The 15861-nt window shown below is 71.5% G+C and carries 15 protein-coding genes; 9 read left to right on the forward strand and 6 right to left on the reverse strand.

Annotation, left to right across the window (positions count from 1 at the left end; translation table 11 throughout):
* Window positions 1-44: 44 nt before the first annotated feature.
* Window positions 45-899 (reverse strand): SDR family oxidoreductase, encoded by an 855-nt coding sequence (locus ACZ6I3_RS34630; RefSeq protein ID WP_469420128.1) that lies wholly within the window; start codon window positions 897-899, stop codon window positions 45-47.
* Window positions 900-990: 91 nt separating this feature from the next.
* On the opposite strand from ACZ6I3_RS34630, the gene ACZ6I3_RS34635 reads away from it, so the two are divergent.
* Window positions 991-1377, forward strand: coding sequence for a winged helix-turn-helix transcriptional regulator (locus tag ACZ6I3_RS34635; RefSeq protein ID WP_469420130.1), 387 nt, complete (start codon window positions 991-993; stop codon window positions 1375-1377).
* 31 nt (window positions 1378-1408) lie between these two features.
* On the opposite strand, the gene ACZ6I3_RS34640 is transcribed toward ACZ6I3_RS34635, so the two are convergent.
* The 5 genes from ACZ6I3_RS34640 to ACZ6I3_RS34660 form a co-directional block, all read right to left on the reverse strand.
* On the reverse strand, window positions 1409-2488 hold the full coding sequence (locus tag ACZ6I3_RS34640) for a 2-oxoacid:ferredoxin oxidoreductase subunit beta (RefSeq protein WP_469420131.1): 1080 nt from the start codon (window positions 2486-2488) through the stop codon (window positions 1409-1411).
* On the reverse strand, window positions 2481-4409 hold the full coding sequence (locus tag ACZ6I3_RS34645; protein WP_469420133.1) for a 2-oxoacid:acceptor oxidoreductase subunit alpha: 1929 nt from the start codon (window positions 4407-4409) through the stop codon (window positions 2481-2483). The genes ACZ6I3_RS34640 and ACZ6I3_RS34645 overlap by 8 nt, the downstream gene beginning before the upstream one ends.
* 149 nt (window positions 4410-4558) lie before the next feature.
* Window positions 4559-5218 (reverse strand): response regulator, encoded by a 660-nt coding sequence (locus ACZ6I3_RS34650; RefSeq protein WP_469420216.1) that lies wholly within the window; start codon window positions 5216-5218, stop codon window positions 4559-4561.
* A gap of 285 nt (window positions 5219-5503) precedes the next feature.
* Window positions 5504-6868: a sensor histidine kinase gene (locus ACZ6I3_RS34655; RefSeq protein ID WP_469420134.1), complete on the reverse strand. Its 1365-nt coding sequence runs from the start codon at window positions 6866-6868 to the stop codon at window positions 5504-5506.
* Window positions 6869-7011: 143 nt separating this feature from the next.
* On the reverse strand, window positions 7012-8238 hold the full coding sequence (locus ACZ6I3_RS34660) for a sensor histidine kinase (RefSeq protein ID WP_469420136.1): 1227 nt from the start codon (window positions 8236-8238) through the stop codon (window positions 7012-7014).
* Between the two features lie 220 nt (window positions 8239-8458).
* On the opposite strand from ACZ6I3_RS34660, the gene ACZ6I3_RS34665 reads away from it, so the two are divergent.
* The 8 genes from ACZ6I3_RS34665 to ACZ6I3_RS34700 are packed head-to-tail and all read left to right on the forward strand — an operon-like array spanning window position 8459 to window position 15861.
* On the forward strand, window positions 8459-8866 hold the full coding sequence (locus tag ACZ6I3_RS34665; RefSeq protein ID WP_030234112.1) for an NADH-quinone oxidoreductase subunit A: 408 nt from the start codon (window positions 8459-8461) through the stop codon (window positions 8864-8866).
* The gene (locus ACZ6I3_RS34670; protein ID WP_469420138.1) at window positions 8857-9450 is read left to right on the forward strand and encodes an NADH-quinone oxidoreductase subunit B; all 594 of its coding nucleotides are present in this window, start codon (window positions 8857-8859) and stop codon (window positions 9448-9450) included. The genes ACZ6I3_RS34665 and ACZ6I3_RS34670 overlap by 10 nt, the downstream gene beginning before the upstream one ends.
* A complete protein-coding gene (locus ACZ6I3_RS34675; RefSeq protein WP_469420140.1) occupies window positions 9447-11060 on the forward strand; it encodes an NADH-quinone oxidoreductase subunit C in 1614 nt (537 codons plus the stop codon). The genes ACZ6I3_RS34670 and ACZ6I3_RS34675 overlap by 4 nt, the downstream gene beginning before the upstream one ends.
* Entirely contained in the window at window positions 11057-12025 is a 969-nt protein-coding gene (locus ACZ6I3_RS34680) for a complex I subunit 1/NuoH family protein (RefSeq protein ID WP_399018713.1), read from the forward strand. The genes ACZ6I3_RS34675 and ACZ6I3_RS34680 overlap by 4 nt, the downstream gene beginning before the upstream one ends.
* Window positions 12026-12027: 2 nt before the next feature.
* On the forward strand, window positions 12028-12714 hold the full coding sequence (locus tag ACZ6I3_RS34685; RefSeq protein ID WP_469420142.1) for a NuoI/complex I 23 kDa subunit family protein: 687 nt from the start codon (window positions 12028-12030) through the stop codon (window positions 12712-12714).
* On the forward strand, window positions 12711-13457 hold the full coding sequence (locus ACZ6I3_RS34690) for an NADH-quinone oxidoreductase subunit J family protein (protein ID WP_469420143.1): 747 nt from the start codon (window positions 12711-12713) through the stop codon (window positions 13455-13457). The genes ACZ6I3_RS34685 and ACZ6I3_RS34690 overlap by 4 nt, the downstream gene beginning before the upstream one ends.
* Entirely contained in the window at window positions 13457-13870 is a 414-nt protein-coding gene (nuoK, locus tag ACZ6I3_RS34695) for an NADH-quinone oxidoreductase subunit NuoK (RefSeq protein WP_469420145.1), read from the forward strand. Before ACZ6I3_RS34690 ends, nuoK begins: the two co-directional genes overlap by 1 nt.
* Window positions 13867-15861 (forward strand): NADH-quinone oxidoreductase subunit 5 family protein, encoded by a 1995-nt coding sequence (locus ACZ6I3_RS34700; RefSeq protein ID WP_469420147.1) that lies wholly within the window; start codon window positions 13867-13869, stop codon window positions 15859-15861. The genes nuoK and ACZ6I3_RS34700 overlap by 4 nt, the downstream gene beginning before the upstream one ends.

A 15861-nucleotide genomic window follows, 5' to 3' on the forward strand; every position in this document is an offset into this window, starting at 1 on the left:
ATGACAGCCGGGGGTGGGGCGGCTCAAGGGCCCGCCGGGGGAGTTCAGCCCTTGAGCGCGGCGGCGATGGCCTCGGAGAACGGGGTGGTCGGACGGCCGGCCAGGCGGGACAGGTCGCCGGTCGAGACGACCAGCTCACCCTTCTCGATGGAGGCGTCGACCCCGGCCAGGATCTGGGCGAACTGCTCGGGCAGCCCGGCACCGGCCAGGATGCCGGTGAGCGCCTCGGGCGTGACCGCGTTGTAGGTGATCTCCTTGCCGGTCTGCCGGCTCAGCTCGGCCGCGTACTCGGCGAAGCTCCACGCGGTGTCGCCGCCCAGCTCGTACGTCTGGTTCTCGTGCCCCTCGCCGGTCAGCACGGCGACGGCGGCGGCGGCGTAGTCGGCGCGGGAGGCGGAGGAGACCCTGCCCTCGCCGGCTGCGGCGACGACCGCGTTGTGCTCCAGCGTCGGGGCGAGGTTCTCGGTGTAGTTCTCGTGGTACCAGCCGTTGCGCAGCAGCGCGTAGGGCACACCCGAGCCCAGCAGGGCCTCCTCGGTGCCGCGGTGGTCGTCGGCGAGCGCGGCGGTCAGGGTGCCCGGGGCGCTGGTGTAGGCGAGCAGGGCGACTCCGGCGGCCTTGGCGGCGTCGATGACGACCTCGTGCTGGGCGACCCGGCCCTTGTCGAACTCGTTGCCCGAGATCAGCAGGACCTTGTCGCCGGCGGCGAAGAGGCCGTCGAAGGACGCGGGGGCGTTGTAGTCGGCCAGTGCGATCTTCACCCCGCGAGCCGCGAAGTCGGCGGCCTTCTCGGCGTTGCGCACGACCGCGGTGATCTGCTCGGCGGGAACCTTCTCCAGCAGCTGCTCCACGACGTGACGGCCGAGCTGTCCGGTGGCTCCGGTGACGACGATGCTCATGGTGATGACTCTCCTTGTGGGGTGCGGTGGCACTAACCCTAGGAGAAGCGCTAACTCTTCGAAAGTACCCACTTTGAAGTAAGGTACTGGCATGGCAGTAAGTGATAGTGAGGCCCTGTGCCCGCACCGGCTCGTCCTGGAACACGTCACCAGCCGCTGGGGCGTGCTCGTCCTGATCGAGCTGCTGGACCGCCCGTACCGGTTCAGCGAGCTGCGCCGGGCGATCAGCCGGTACGGCAACGGCGCCCGGGGCGTCAGCGAGAAGATGCTCACGCAGACGCTCCAGACCCTGGAGCGCGACGGCCTCGTCGACCGCGACGCCAAGCCGGTGATCCCGCCCCGCGTCGACTACTCCCTCACCGACCTGGGCCGCGAGGCCGCCGAGCAGGTCAAGGCGCTCGCCCAGTGGACCCACGACCGCATGGACGACGTGGAGAAGGCCCGCCTGACCTACGACGAGACCCGGGCCGCTTCCTAGCGGTCCCGGGCCTCGGTGCTCCAGCGAGGGCTCAGCCGGCGACCGTCCAGGTGTCCCCGCCCGCCAGCAGCGCGCCCAGGTCGCCCTTGCCGTGCTGCTCGATCGCCTGGTCGAGCTGGTCGGTCATCTGGATGTCGTAGACGGGCCGGTCGACGGCACGGAAGACGCCGATCGGGGTGTGGTGCAGGGTGTCCGGGTCGGCCAGGCGGGACAGTGCGAACGCCGTGGTCGGGGACGAGGAGTGCGCGTCGTGGACGAGCACCTGGTCCTCGTTGTCCGGCGTCACCGCGACCACCTTCAGGTCCCCGGTCAGCCGGTCCCGTACGACACCCTTGGCCAGGTCGGAGCCGAAGCGGATCGGCCTGCCGTGCTCCAGCCGGATCACGGCCTCCTCGGCCTGCTGCTTGTCCTTGAGGACCTCGAAGGCGTTGTCGTTGAAGATGTTGCAGTTCTGGTAGATCTCGATCAGGGCCGTGCCCTGGTGGGCGGCGGCCTGGCGCAGCACCTCCGTCAGATGCCTGCGGTCGGAGTCGACCGTCCGCGCCACGAACGAGGCCTCCGCGCCGATCGCCAGCGACACCGGGTTGAAGGGCGCGTCCAGCGAGCCCATCGGCGTCGACTTGGTGATCTTCCCGACCTCGGAGGTCGGCGAGTACTGGCCCTTGGTCAGACCGTAGATCCGGTTGTTGAACAGCAGGATCTTGAGGTTGACGTTGCGGCGCAGCGCGTGGATCAGGTGGTTTCCGCCGATCGACAGCGCGTCGCCGTCACCGGTGACGACCCATACCGACAGATCGCGGCGCGAGGAGGCCAGACCCGTGGCGATGGCGGGGGCGCGGCCGTGGATGGAGTGCATCCCGTACGTGTTCATGTAGTACGGGAACCGGGAGGAGCAGCCGATGCCCGAGACGAAGACGATGTTCTCCTTCGCCAGGCCCAGCTCGGGCATGAAGCCCTGCACCGCCGCGAGGATGGCGTAGTCGCCGCAGCCGGGGCACCAGCGCACTTCCTGATCGGACTTGAAGTCCTTCATCGACTGCTTCGCCTCGGCCTTGGGGACGAGGGAGAGCGCTTCGACGGTGCCCGTGCCGTGCGTGGACGTCTCAGCCATCGATGGCCTCCTTCAGAGCCGCGGCGAGCTGCTCCGCCTTGAACGGCATGCCGTTGACCTGGTTGTACGACTGCGCGTCGACCAGGTACTTCGCCCGGATGAGCGTGGCGAGCTGCCCGAGGTTCATCTCGGGCACCACCACCTTGTCGTAGCGCCCGAGGACCGCGCCGAGGTTCTTCGGGAAGGGGTTGAGATGGCGCAGATGCGCCTGCGCGACAAACTCCCCGGCTCGGCGCAGCCGCCGCACGGCCGCCGTGATCGGCCCGTACGTCGAACCCCAGCCCAGGACGAGGGTCCTGGCCTCGTGCGGGTCGTCCACCACGAGGTCCGGGACGTCGATGCCGTCGATCTTGGCCTGCCGGGTGCGGACCATGAAGTCGTGGTTGGCCGGCGAGTAGGAGATGTTGCCGGTGCCGTCTTCCTTCTCGATGCCGCCGATCCGGTGTTCCAGACCCGGAGTGCCCGGGACCGCCCAGGGCCGGGCCAGCGTCCGCGGATCGCGCTTGTAGGGCCAGAACACCTCGGAACCGTCGTCGAGGGTGTGGTTCGGGCCCTGCGCGAACCGCACCCGCAGGTCGGGCAGCTCGTCCAGGTCGGGGATCCGCCAGGGCTCGGAGCCGTTGGCCAGATAGCCGTCGGAGAGGAGGAAGACCGGCGTGCGGTACGTCAGCGCGATCCGCGCCGCCTCCAGGGCCGCGTCGAAGCAGTCCCCCGGGGTGCACGGCGCGACGATCGGCACCGGGGCCTCGCCGTTGCGCCCGTACATCGCCTGGAGCAGATCCGCCTGCTCGGTCTTGGTGGGCAGACCCGTCGACGGCCCGCCGCGCTGGATGTCCACGACCAGCAGCGGCAGCTCCAGGGAGACCGCCAGGCCGATGGTCTCCGACTTCAGCGCCACCCCGGGACCACTCGTCGTGGTCACGGCCAGCGAACCACCGAAGGCCGCGCCCAGCGCGGCCCCGATACCGGCGATCTCGTCCTCGGCCTGGAAGGTCCGCACGCCGAAGTTCTTGTGTTTGGACAGCTCGTGCAGGATGTCCGACGCCGGAGTGATCGGGTACGACCCCAGATACAGCGGCAGATCCGCCTGCCGGCTCGCGGCGACCAGGCCGTACGACAGGGCGAGGTTGCCGGAGATGTTGCGGTAGACACCCGGCGGGAACGCCGTGGCCGCCGGGGCCACCTCGTAGGAGACGGCGAAGTCCTCGGTGGTCTCGCCGAAGTTCCAGCCCGCCCGGAACGCGGCGATGTTGGCCGCCGCGATGTCGGGTTTCTTCGCGAACTTGGACCGGAGGAACCTCTCCGTGCCCTCGGTGGGCCGGTGGTACATCCAGCTCAGCAGGCCCAGCGCGAACATGTTCTTGCTGCGCTCGGCCTCCTTGCGGCTGAGGTCGAACTCCTTCAGCGCCTCCACGGTGAGCGTGGTCAGCGGCACCGGGTGCAGGTGGTAGCCGTCCAGCGACCCGTCCTCCAGCGGACTGGTGTCGTAGCCGACCTTCTGCATCGCCCGTTTGGTGAACTCGTCCGTGTTGACGATCACCTCGGCGCCGCGCGGCAGGTCGCCGATGTTCGCCTTCAGCGCGGCCGGGTTCATCGCCACCAGCACGTTCGGCGCGTCACCGGGCGTGAGGATGTCGTGGTCGGCGAAGTGCAACTGGAAGGACGACACACCCGGCAGGGTCCCGGCGGGCGCCCGGATCTCGGCCGGGAAGTTCGGCAGCGTCGACAGGTCGTTGCCGAACGACGCGGTCTCCGAGGTGAAGCGGTCACCGGTGAGCTGCATACCGTCACCCGAGTCCCCCGCGAACCTGATGATCACCCGGTCGAGACGGCGGACGCCCTTGGCGCCCCCCGCTTTGCGCTGCTCTCCTACGACTGGTCCGTCGGCCTGCTCCGCTGGGCTACTGACCTGGCTGGTCACTGAACTGGACCTCCCTCGAGGCGGCTGTCCCGGACAGGCCTTCCCGCAGGCCTCCCAGGATCAACCCTACGACCGTAAGGGTCGCCTTCTTTGTGTCATTCGCATCTTGGACGCGACTTTGGGGTGATCACGCACCCGTGCCGCCCATGTCAGGAATTGAGGTACGTCAGCACGGCCAGGACCCTGCGGTGGTCCCCGGTGCTCTGCGACAGCCCCAGCTTCAGGAAGATGTTGCTGACGTGCTTCTCGACCGCGCCGTCGCTGACCACCAGCTGCCGGGCGACCGCCGAGTTCGTCCGCCCCTCGGCCATCAGCCCCAGCACCTCCCGCTCCCGCGGCGTGAGCCCCGCGAGCACGTCCTGCTTGCGGCTGCGGCCCAGCAGCTGCGCGACCACCTCCGGGTCGAGGGCCGTACCGCCGTCGGCGACCCGCACCACCGCGTCCACGAACTCACGGACCTCGGCCACCCGGTCCTTCAGCAGATAGCCGACGCCCCGGCTGGACCCCGCCAGCAGCTCCGTGGCGTAGCGCTCCTCCACGTACTGCGACAGCACCAGCACACCGAGCCCCGGGTGCGCCTTGCGCAACTGCACCGCCGCCCGCACCCCCTCGTCGGTGTGCGTCGGCGGCATCCGCACATCGGCCACCACGACATCCGGCAGCTCGCCCTGCGCGTCCAGCTCGGTGATGGTCTTGATCAGCGCCTCGCCGTCACCCACCCCGGCGACGACCTCGTGCCCGCGGTCGGTCAGCAACCGGGTCAGGCCCTCCCTGAGCAGCACTGAATCCTCGGCGATGACCACCCGCACCCTGTCCTCCACGATGTTCCGGCCCCCCACAGCCCGCTGCCGCCCGTCCGCAGCCCACAACGGCTGCGCGCCCACCCGTGCGACGGGTCCAGCATTTCAGGATCGGGGGGTGGATGGGGGGTAGGACCGGCTTCTTGTCCGACCGAATCGGTGAGGAGGGCTCACTTCCTGTCCGACTGATTCGGGTGGCGGGTGGCGGGTGGCCATAGGCCGGGGGTCCAGGGGGCGGAGCCCCCTGGCGAGCCGGAGACGGAACGTACCCTCACCCGCCGCCCCGACCGGAGGTCACCGCACGTACGCGCCCCGCCACGGCAACTCCGCCGTCACCCGGGTCGGCCCGCCCGCCGGCGAGTCCACCACCAGGATCCCGTCCACCGCGTCGAGCCGCTCCGCCAGCCCCGCCAGGCCGGAGCCCTGGGACACGTCGGCCCCGCCCGCGCCGTTGTCCACGACCTGGAGCATCAGCCGGTTCTCCGTACGCCACACCTCCACACCCGCCCAGGTCGCCCGCGCGTGCTTGCTGACGTTCTGCAGCAGCTCCGAGACGGTGAAGTACGCGATCCCCTCGATCGCCGGCGCCGGCCGCTCCCGCAGATCGACCTCGACCTGAACCGGCACCGTGCACCGCGAGGCCACCGCCGACAGCGCCGCGTCAAGACCCCGGTCCGTCAGCACCGCGGGATGGATCCCCCGGGCCAGGTCCCGCAGCTCCTGCAGCGCCGTCTTCACCTCACCGTGCGCCTCGTCCACCATCCGCGCGGCCGCCTCCGGATCCTCCTGGAGCTTCTCCTTCGCCAGCCCCAGATCCATGGCCAGGGCCACCAGCCGGGCCTGCGCCCCGTCGTGCAGATCCCGCTCGATGCGCCGCAGGTCGGCCGCGGCCGTGTCGACCACGACCCCCCGGTCCGACTCCAGCTCCACCACCCGCGAGGCCAGCCGCGACGGCCCGAGCAGCCCGTGCACCAGCAGCCGGTCCACCATCGTCAGCGCCCGCAGGATCCACGGCACGGCGATCGTGACCAGCACCCCCACCAGCGCGGTCATCGTGATCTCGAAGGGGTTGTCGAGGAAGACCTGGTGCGTCTCGTCGCCGTACAGCTGGATCCCGTCCTGGCCGGCGTACATCGGAAACACCCAGAACCACAGCGGATACGTCAACAGCCCCCAGCCCAGCACCCACACGTTCACGGCGACGGCGAACGAGAACACCGCCCAGGGCAGCTGCAGCAGCGCGTACAGCAGGGCCCGCCACGAGGCGCCGCTCTTGAGGACGGCCCCCATCCACGCCATGGCGCCCGGCTTCCTCATCCGCAGCGGCTCGGGCCCGGCCACCTCCAGGTCCAGCAGCGCCCGCGCCCGCAGCCGCTCCACCGCCCCGAAGCCACGGCACCCGGCGAGCGCCGCCGCCAGCACCGGCACGCCGAGGAACGTCACCAGCAGCCCCGCCCCCAGCGACACCATCGTCACCGCGTAGACGAACAGCGTGATGCTGATCGGCAGGCTGAGCAGCACGTAGCCGAGTTCCCGCCACGTGCGGCCCTCGACCGGCGCCCGCAGCGCGACGGGCAGCCGGTGCCGCCGTCGTTCGGTGCTCCCGTGGAACCCGGGACCGCCGTCGAACCCGTATCCCTGCCCGTACTCCGTGGCCATCGGCGTCGTCCTTCTCCTCGTCCTGCGGCTGTGCTCTCGATACCTCCACCCTGCTCCGCCGCAGGTCGGCGGACCATGGAGTCCGTCGGCGTCTTGGACGGGGGGTTTTCCCCACCTCCCGCCCAGCGGCTTCCCGGTGCGGCTCAGCGGCTGCCGGTGCCCGCGGCGGAGGCGTCCCGGCGGTCGCGCCACGGCAGTTCCGCCGTGATCGTCGTCGGGCCGCCCTCGGGCGACTCCAGGACGAACAGGCCGTCCACAGCGCCCAGCCGGTCGGCCAGGCCCTTCATCCCCGTACCGCCGTCGAGACTCGCGCCCCCGCGCCCGTCGTCCCACACCTGGATGAGCAGCCGGTCGGCCGTGCACCACACATCCACCGACGCCGACCTCGCCCGGCTGTGCTTGCTGACGTTCTGCAGCAGCTCCGAGACCGTGAAGTAGGCGATGCCCTCGATGGCCGCGACCGGCCGCGCGGGCAGGTCGACCGTCACCTTCACCGGGACCGTGCAGCGCGAGGCGACCGAGGACAGGGCCGCGTCCAGGCCGCGGTCGGTCAGCACCGCCGGATGGATCCCGCGGGCCAGATCCCGCAGCTCCTGGAGCGCCAGCTTCACCTCGCCGTGCGCCTCCTCGACCATCGCCGCCGCCGCGTCGGGGTCCTCCAGCACCTTCTCCTTGGCCAGGCCGAGACCCATGGCCAGGGCCACCAGCCGGGCCTGCGCCCCGTCGTGCAGGTCCCGCTCGATGCGCCGCAGGTCGGCAGCGGCCGTGTCGACCACGACCCCCCGGTCCGACTCCAGCTCGGCGATCCGCCGCTCCAGCTCGTCCGAGGGCGACAGCAGTCCGCGCACCATGGCCCGGTCGGCGTTGGCCAGCCCCCGCGCGACATACGGCAGCACCGGCCACAGCACGAACAGCGAGGCCAGCGTGATGGTGAAGGTGAGGACGCCCCACGGCAGCCGTATGAACTCGTACAGCACCGCACGCCAGCCCACCGGGTCCTTCAGCGACATCCACACCTGGGCGAGGAAGCCGCCCGAGCCGCGCAGCGGCAGCCGGCTCGGCTCGTCCACCCGCACCCCGAGCAGCGCCCTGGCCCGCGCCCGCTCCAGCTTGCCCAGCTGCCGCGCGCCCATGAGCCCGGCCGCGAGCAGCGGGAACCCGATCACCGTGACGGTCAGCCAGAAGCTGGTGAACAGCACCGTCATGACATAGGTGAATCCGAGCAGGGAGGCAGGAAGGTTCGCCAGGAGGTGCGCGATCTCCTTCCACGTGTGCCGGTCGTAGGCGAACCGGGGCGGTGGCGGGCGGTCGTCCTGCCCGGCCGTCGTCGCGGCCGCCTTCGAGCCGGTGGACGGGAAGCGTTCGGTCATACGCGTTAGCGTGCCCGGCCGCGGGCAGCCGCGCCATGAGGTGGCCCGCCAGGATCCACTGGGGAAAACCCCACCCCCGCATGCCAGGGCGTGACGGGCTGCTTACCCTGCCTTTATCAGGGCCTAGACTCCCGTGCGTACAGATCGTCGAACAGCGGCGTCCGGGTGAGCCGGGGGATCGTCGCGCCAGGTCCGAGTTTCAAGGGAGCGAGGGACGGACGTGCCGGAACCGACCGTCGTCACCACGACCGTCGTCGCGGCGGACTACTTCCAGTCCTATTCGGTCGTCGGACTGCTCGCCGTCGTCGGCGTGCTGTTCGTCGCCGTCGCCTTCGGGGCCGGCCGCCTGCTGCGGCCCGTGGTCCCCACGCCGGAGAAGCTCCTGACCTACGAGTGCGGTGTCGACCCCGTCGGCGAGGGCTGGGCCCACACCCAGGTCCGCTACTACGTCTACGCCTTCCTCTACGTGATCTTCGCCGTCGACTCGATCTTCCTTTTCCCCTGGGCGACCGTCTTCGCCGCCCCCGGCTACGGCGCGGCGACCCTGGTGGAGATGTTCATCTTCCTCGGCTTCCTGGCCGTGGGCCTGCTCTACGCATACAAGAAGGGCGTCCTGGCATGGACGTGACCCCCGAACCCGTTCTGTTGCCCGAGCCGAAGCGGCTCGGCGCCCTCGCGCGCCTCGCGCCCGAGCCGATGAAGGTGATCCTCAACTGGGGCCGCCGCTACTCGCTCTGGGTCTTCAACTTCGGCCTGGCCTGCTGCGCGATCGAGTTCATCGCCGCGTCGATGGCCCGCCACGACTTCATCCGGCTCGGCGTCATCCCGTTCGCACCGGGCCCCCGCCAGGCCGACCTGATGGTGGTCTCCGGCACGGTCACGGACAAGATGGCCCCGGCCGTGAAGCGCCTCTACGAGCAGATGCCGGAGCCCAAGTACGTCATCTCCTTCGGCGCGTGCAGCAACTGCGGCGGCCCGTACTGGGACTCGTACTCCGTCACCAAGGGCGTCGACCAGATCATCCCCGTCGACGTCTACGTCCCCGGCTGCCCGCCCCGCCCGGAAGCGCTGCTCCAGGGCATCCTCAAGCTCCAGGAGAAGATCGCCCGCGAGTCGCTGGGGGAGCGGTACGGCACGGAACGCCCCTCCGCGGCGGCGCTGCAGAGCGGCTTGGTGCGACCGCCGTCCGATACCTCCGGGGAGGGACGATGACCGCAGCCGGCTGGCTGCCCGCCGCCACCGAGGAACTCTTCGGCCCGGACGCCACGGCCGAGGAGTCGTACGAGGTCCTGACGGTCGACGTCCCCCCGGCGACCTGGATCTCCGCCCTGGAGACCGCCCGCGACCGGCTCGGCTGCACCTACTTCGACTGGCTGAGCGCGGTCGACGAACCGGGCACGGGCTTCCGCGTCACGGCGCACGTGGCGGCTCTCTCCCCCCTACGACGCCTCCTCGTCCGTACGACCGTCCCGCACGAGTCCCCCGCCCTGCCCTCGGCGGTCGGTGTCTACGCGGGCGCCGCCTGGCACGAACGCGAGACGCACGAGATGTTCGGCATCGCCTTCGAAGGCCACCCGGCACTCGACCACCTGCTCCTGCCCGACAGCTTCGAGGGCCACCCCCTGCGCAAGGACTTCGTCCTGGCCGCCCGCGTCGTCAAGGCCTGGCCCGGCGCGAAGGAACCCGGCGAGTCCGAACACGGCGGCCCCAAACGCCGCCAGATGCTCCCACCCGGCGTCCCCGACCCCAACGAATGGGGCCCCCTCAAGGGCCAACTCCCCCCGGCCCCGTCCCGCCCTGCCCGGGGCGCGACGCCCCGCGCCGCAGGTGATCGCCCTGCACGACGGGCACGTACGGCGGGGGAGGGCTCGGCGAGCCAGGCCGGTGCCGGTGCCCCGGAAGCCTCGGCCCCGACTGCCCCTCGCCGTGCGCGCACGGCGGCGGAGGGCTCGGCGAGCCAGGCGGCCGCTGGTACTCCGGAGGCTCCGGCCTCGGCTGTCCCGCGCCGTGCGCGCACGGCGGCGGAGGGTTCGGCAAGTCAGTCCTCGGCGGGGGAGTCGCCTGCTTCAGCTCCGACCGGACCGCGCCGCAACCGTACGTCGGCGGACGGTTCGGCCAGCCAGGCCGATGCTGGTACTCCGGAAGCCCCGGGCCCGGCTGCTCCGCGCCGTGCGCGTACGGCGGCGGAGGGTTCGGCGAGCCAGGTCGCTGCTGGTGACCCGGACGCTCAGGCCCCGGCTGCTCCGCGCGAGGGTTCGGCGAGCACGACCACGCCCGGGAACACGCCCCCCTCGCCCCCCGCCGCCCCTCGCCGCACCCGTACCGCCGCGGACGGCTCGGTGAGCCAGACGCCCGGCGGATCGGAATCCCCGGCGACCGGCCCTGGGGCCCCGGAGCCCGGCTCTGAGTCCCCGGCGACCGGGTCCGAACCGCCGCCGCCCGGTTCCGAAGCAGCGGCGCCCGGCACCGAGACGCCGGCCACCGGGCAACCGGAGCCTCCCGCCGCCGAGGCCGCACCTCCGGCCCCGTCGGCCGGACCGCGCCGCGCGCGCAGCGCGTCGGAGGGCAGCTCGAGCCAACGCGCCGCGTCCGACCCGAGCGACAGCCGGGGGCCGGGCAGGTCTTCCCGCACTCCGCGCAGCTCGGACGCCCCCTGGCACCACGCCCGCCCGGCCTTCGACGAAGCGGAACCCGAACCCGAACCGTCGCCCGAGCCCGCACAGTCGCCCACCCCCGAGCCCTCGGGTGACTCGGAGCCCCCCGAGCCCACAGAGCCCAAGGACAACCCCGAAGACCAAGACCCCGCAGGAGGCCCGCGGTGAACGACGCGCTCGACGTCACCCTGCGACTCCTGATCGTCTTCGTCGTCTTCCTCACCTTCCCCCTGATCATCGGCCAGACCGAACACAAGGTCATGGCCCACATGCAGGGCCGCCTGGGCCCCATGTACGCCGGCGGCTTCCACGGCTGGGCCCAACTGGTCGCCGACGGCGTGAAGTTCGCGCAGAAGGAGGACATCGTCCCCGCGGGCGCGGACCGCCGTATCTTCCAACTGGCCCCCGCCGTAGCCCTGCTGCCGTACCTCCTCGTCCTGCTCGCCATCCCCATCGGGCCGGGCGAGGGAGCCGTCGGCCAGGTCATCGACGCGGGCGTCTTCTTCGTCCTGGCCGTCATGGGCGTCGGCGTCCTCGGATCGCTCATGGCCGGCTGGGCGTCGGCGAACAAGTTCTCCCTCCTCGGCGGCCTCCGCACCGCCGCCCAGCTCCTCGCCTACGAACTGCCGATGCTCCTGACCGCCGCCTCGGTAGCGATGGCCGCCGGCACGGTCTCCCTCCCCGGCATCCTCGACGCCTTCGAGTGGTGGTGGCTGCCCTGGCAGATCGTCGGCGCGATCGTCTTCTTCGTGGCCGGCCTCGCCGAACTCCAGCGCCCTCCCTTCGACATGCCCGTCGCCGACTCGGAGATCATCTTCGGCGCCTACACCGAGTACACCGGCCTCCGCTTCGCCCTCTTCCTCCTCGCCGAGTACGCCGGAATCGTCGTCCTGTGCGGTCTGACCACCGTCCTCTTCCTGGGCGGCTGGCACGGCCCCTGGGGCGCCGACGGCCTCGGCTGGGTCTGGACCCTGCTGAAGACCGCCGTCCTCGCCTTCCTCGTGATCTGGCTGCGCGTCACCTACCCGCGCCTGCGCGAGGACCAGCTCCAGAAGCTCGCCTGGACCCTCCTCGTCCCCCTCTCCCTCGCCCAGATCGCCCTCACCGGCGTCGTCAAGGTGGTGATCCAGTAACCATGGCTGCGTCCCTCCCGCCCTCCCGGCCCCGCATCCCAGGCAGTGGCCTCGCCAAGGGCCTGGCCGTCACCCTCCGCACGATGACGAAGAAGTCCGTCACCGCGCAGTACCCGGACGCCCAGCCCGACCTCCCGCCCCGCACCCGCGGTGTGATCGGCCTGTTCGAGGAGAACTGCACGGTCTGCATGCTCTGCGCCCGCGAGTGCCCGGACTGGTGCATCTACATCGACTCCCACAAGGAGACGGTCCCGGCGGCGACCCCCGGCGGCCGCGAACGCAGCCGCAACGTCCTCGACCGCTTCGCCATCGACTTCGCCCTCTGCATGTACTGCGGTATCTGCATCGAGGTCTGTCCTTTCGACGCCCTGTTCTGGTCCCCGGAGTTCGAGTACGCCGAGACCGACATCCACGAACTCACCCACGAGCGCGACAAACTCCGCGAGTGGATGTGGACCGTCCCGGCCCCGCCGGCCCTCGACCCCGCCGCGGAGGAGCCGAAGGAAGTCGCCACCGCCCGCAAGACCGCCGAGAAACTCGCGGCCCAGCAGCAGCCCGCGCCCACCGAGTCCGCCGCCGACGAGCAGGCCCGCGCGGCGGAAGCCCCCACCCGCCCGGCAGGCGACTCCCGGCAGCAGACCGACCAGCCGAGGCAGCGCCCCGCGGACGGGCAGGAGGGACAGGAATGACCCTGGCCGCAGCAGCAGCCACAACAGCGGCACACGCCACCACCACCGCAGCACACGCCACCACCACGGCCGCCGAAAGCCACGGCTTCCTCTCCCCGACCGGCGTCGAGATCGCCTTCCTCCTCGTCGGCCTGGTCACCTTCGGCGCCGCGATCGTCACCGTCACCACGCGGCAGCTGGTGCACGCCGCCCTGTGGCTGGTGGTGACCCTCGGCGGCCTGGCCGTCGAGTACCTCCTGCTCACCGCCGAGTTCATCGCCTGGGTGCAGGTCCTCATCTACGTCGGTTCCGTCGTCGTCCTCCTCCTGTTCGGACTGATGCTCACCAGGGCCCCGATCGGCCGCTCCCCGGACGCCGACTCCGGCAACCGCTGGGCCGCCCTCACCGTGGCCCTCGCCGCGGCCGCCGCCCTGGTCTGGGTCGTCGTCGACGCCTTCCGCACGACCTGGATCGACCTCAACGGCCCCGCCGCCGGCTCCACCGAGGCCACCGGCGCGAGCCTCTTCCAGAACTGGGTCCTCCCCTTCGAGGCCCTCTCCGTCCTCCTCCTCGCCGCCCTGGTCGGCGCGATCGTCCTGTCCCGCAAGGCGAAGGCCGACGCGGCGCCCGGGACCGCCCCAGCCGATCGCACCCCAGCCGCCCGCAGCGAAAAGGACCGCAGCGAAGAGGACCGCAGCGAGAAGGACCGCAGCGAGAAGGACCCGAACGAGACGGACCGGAGCCAGAAGGAAGGCACGCGCTGATGCACCTCGCCTATCCCGCCGTCCTCTCCGCCCTCCTCTTCTGCACGGGCCTGTACGGCGTCCTCGCCCGCCGCAACGCGATCCTGGTCCTGATGTCGGTCGAGCTGATGCTCAACGCCGTCAACCTCAACCTGGTCGCCTTCGACGTCTGGCTCAGCAAGACCGCCGAGGAGACCCTGCACTCCGGCCAGGCCCTGACCCTGTTCACCATCGCCATCGCCGCCGCCGAGATCGGCATCGGCCTGGCGATCGTCCTAGCCGTCCACCGCAACCGCGGCACCGCGGACATCGACAAGCTCCGCGACACCGCCGAACGGCACGACCCGGACGACCACGACCCCGACGGCCACGACAGCGACGCCCGCACGGCCGAGCAGCCCGGCGAGGCCCAGAAGGCTGAGGCCACCGCGTGACCACGACCACCCTCGCCGTCCTCGTCCCCCTCCTTCCCTTCCTCGGCGCCGCCGCCGGCCTGCTCCTGGGCCGCACGGCACCCGGCTTCGTCCGCCCGCTCGCCGTCCTGCCGACCCTCGCCTCCCTGGTGCTCGCCGCGCTGGTCGCCGCACGCCAGGGCGGTGACACGGCCCTCAACGCGGCCACGGAACTCACCCCGACCGGCTCGGTCCCGATCGAACTCGCCCTGCACATCGACGGCTTCGCCGCCCTAGTCGCCCTCGTGGTCGGCCTCGTCGCCTCCTGTGTGCAGATCTACTCGACGGGCTATCTGCGCGACGACCCGCGCTATCCCTCGTACGCCGCCCTCGTCTCCCTGTTCACCTCCGCGATGTTCCTGGTCGTCTACTCCGGCGACCTGATCGTGCTGCTGGTCGGCTGGGAAGTCATGGGCATCTGCTCCTACTTCCTGGTCGGCCACTACTGGGAGACCCCGGAGGCCCGCGCCGCCTCCCTCAAGGCCTTCCTGGTCACCAAGCTCGGCGACGTTCCCTTCCTCATCGGTCTGTTCGCCCTCGCCACCGACGCCGGCTCCTTCCGCATCACGAAGGTCCTCGGGGCCGTCGCGAGCGGCTCGCTCGACCACCCGACGCTGATCGCCCTGCTGCTCCTCGCGGGCGTGGCGGGCAAGTCGGCGCAGTTCCCGCTGCACACCTGGCTCCCCGACGCGATGGCGGGCCCGACCCCCGTCTCCGCGCTGATCCACGCCGCGACGATGGTCGCCGCCGGTGTCTACTTCATCGCCCGTCTCCTCCCGGTCTTCGAGGCTTCCCAGGCCGCGATGGTCGTCTTGGCCGTCATGGCCGCCGTCACGATGGCCGGCTCGGGGCTCGCCGCGCTCGCCCAGGACGACATCAAGCGCGTCCTCGCCTACTCGACGATCGGCCAGCTCGGCTACATGACCGGCGCCCTCGCCGTCGGCGACCGCGGAGCCGCCGTCTTCCACCTCCTGTCCCACGGCGCCTTCAAAGCGCTGCTGTTCCTCGCGGCCGGCGTGATCATCCACGCCGCCGGCACCAACTCGCTCGCCGCCATGTCCCGCATGCGGAACCTCCGCGACCGCGTCCCCGACGCCTACTGGACGATGACCGTGGCGCTGCTCGCACTCGCCGCGATCCCGCCCTTCAGCGGCTTCTTCTCCAAGGAAGCCGTCCTCGGCGTCGCCGAGCACGTCGTCACCGGACACACCGAGCACGCCCCTGCCGCCGCGGGCTGGATCGTCCTCGTCGCCGGCCTGCTCACGGCCGTGCTCACCGCCGCCTACGCGATGCGCCTGTGGCTGCTCGCCTTCCGGGGCCGGGGCACCGAAGCCCCCGACCACGGCAAGGAGCCGCTGACGATGACCGTCGTGCTGTGGGTGCTGGCCGTCCCGTCCCTGGCCCTCGGCGGATTCGCGTTCCGCGTGCTGCCCGACTGGTTCGACGGCCGTGACCTCGGCCCGACGCTCACCACCTCCGTGCTCGGCACCGGCGTGGCCCTGGTCGGCGGCATCGTCACCTACGGCGCCTGGCGGCACACCACCGCGCTCGCGGCCCGCGTCCCGCTCGGCGCGGTCGCCGCCCACCCCGAGGGCGACGCCGCCCAGGTCGAGGCGGAAGCCATCGCCACCCACGAACCGGCCTACGGGGACATCGCCTACGCGCCCGACCCCGCCGACCCGGGACGGCTCCTGCTCGGCCCCCTGCACCGGCACGCGGCCGTCGGCTTCCACCTGGACGCCGTGTACACGGCACTCTTCGTCCGCCCGGTCCAGGCCGGAGCGAGCCTCGTCCGGTTCCTCGACCGCGAGGTCGTCGAGACCTATGTACGCGGTGCGGGTGCCTTGCCCCGCTGGCTCGGCGCCGCCGTGCGACGCGCCCAGACCGGCAACGTCCAGACCTATGTGAGCGCGCTGCTCGCCGGCACCGTCGTCCTCGCGGTCGCCGCCGTCCTCGTCGCCACGGGAGCGTGA

The organism is Streptomyces sp. NPDC041940, assembly GCF_055589465.1.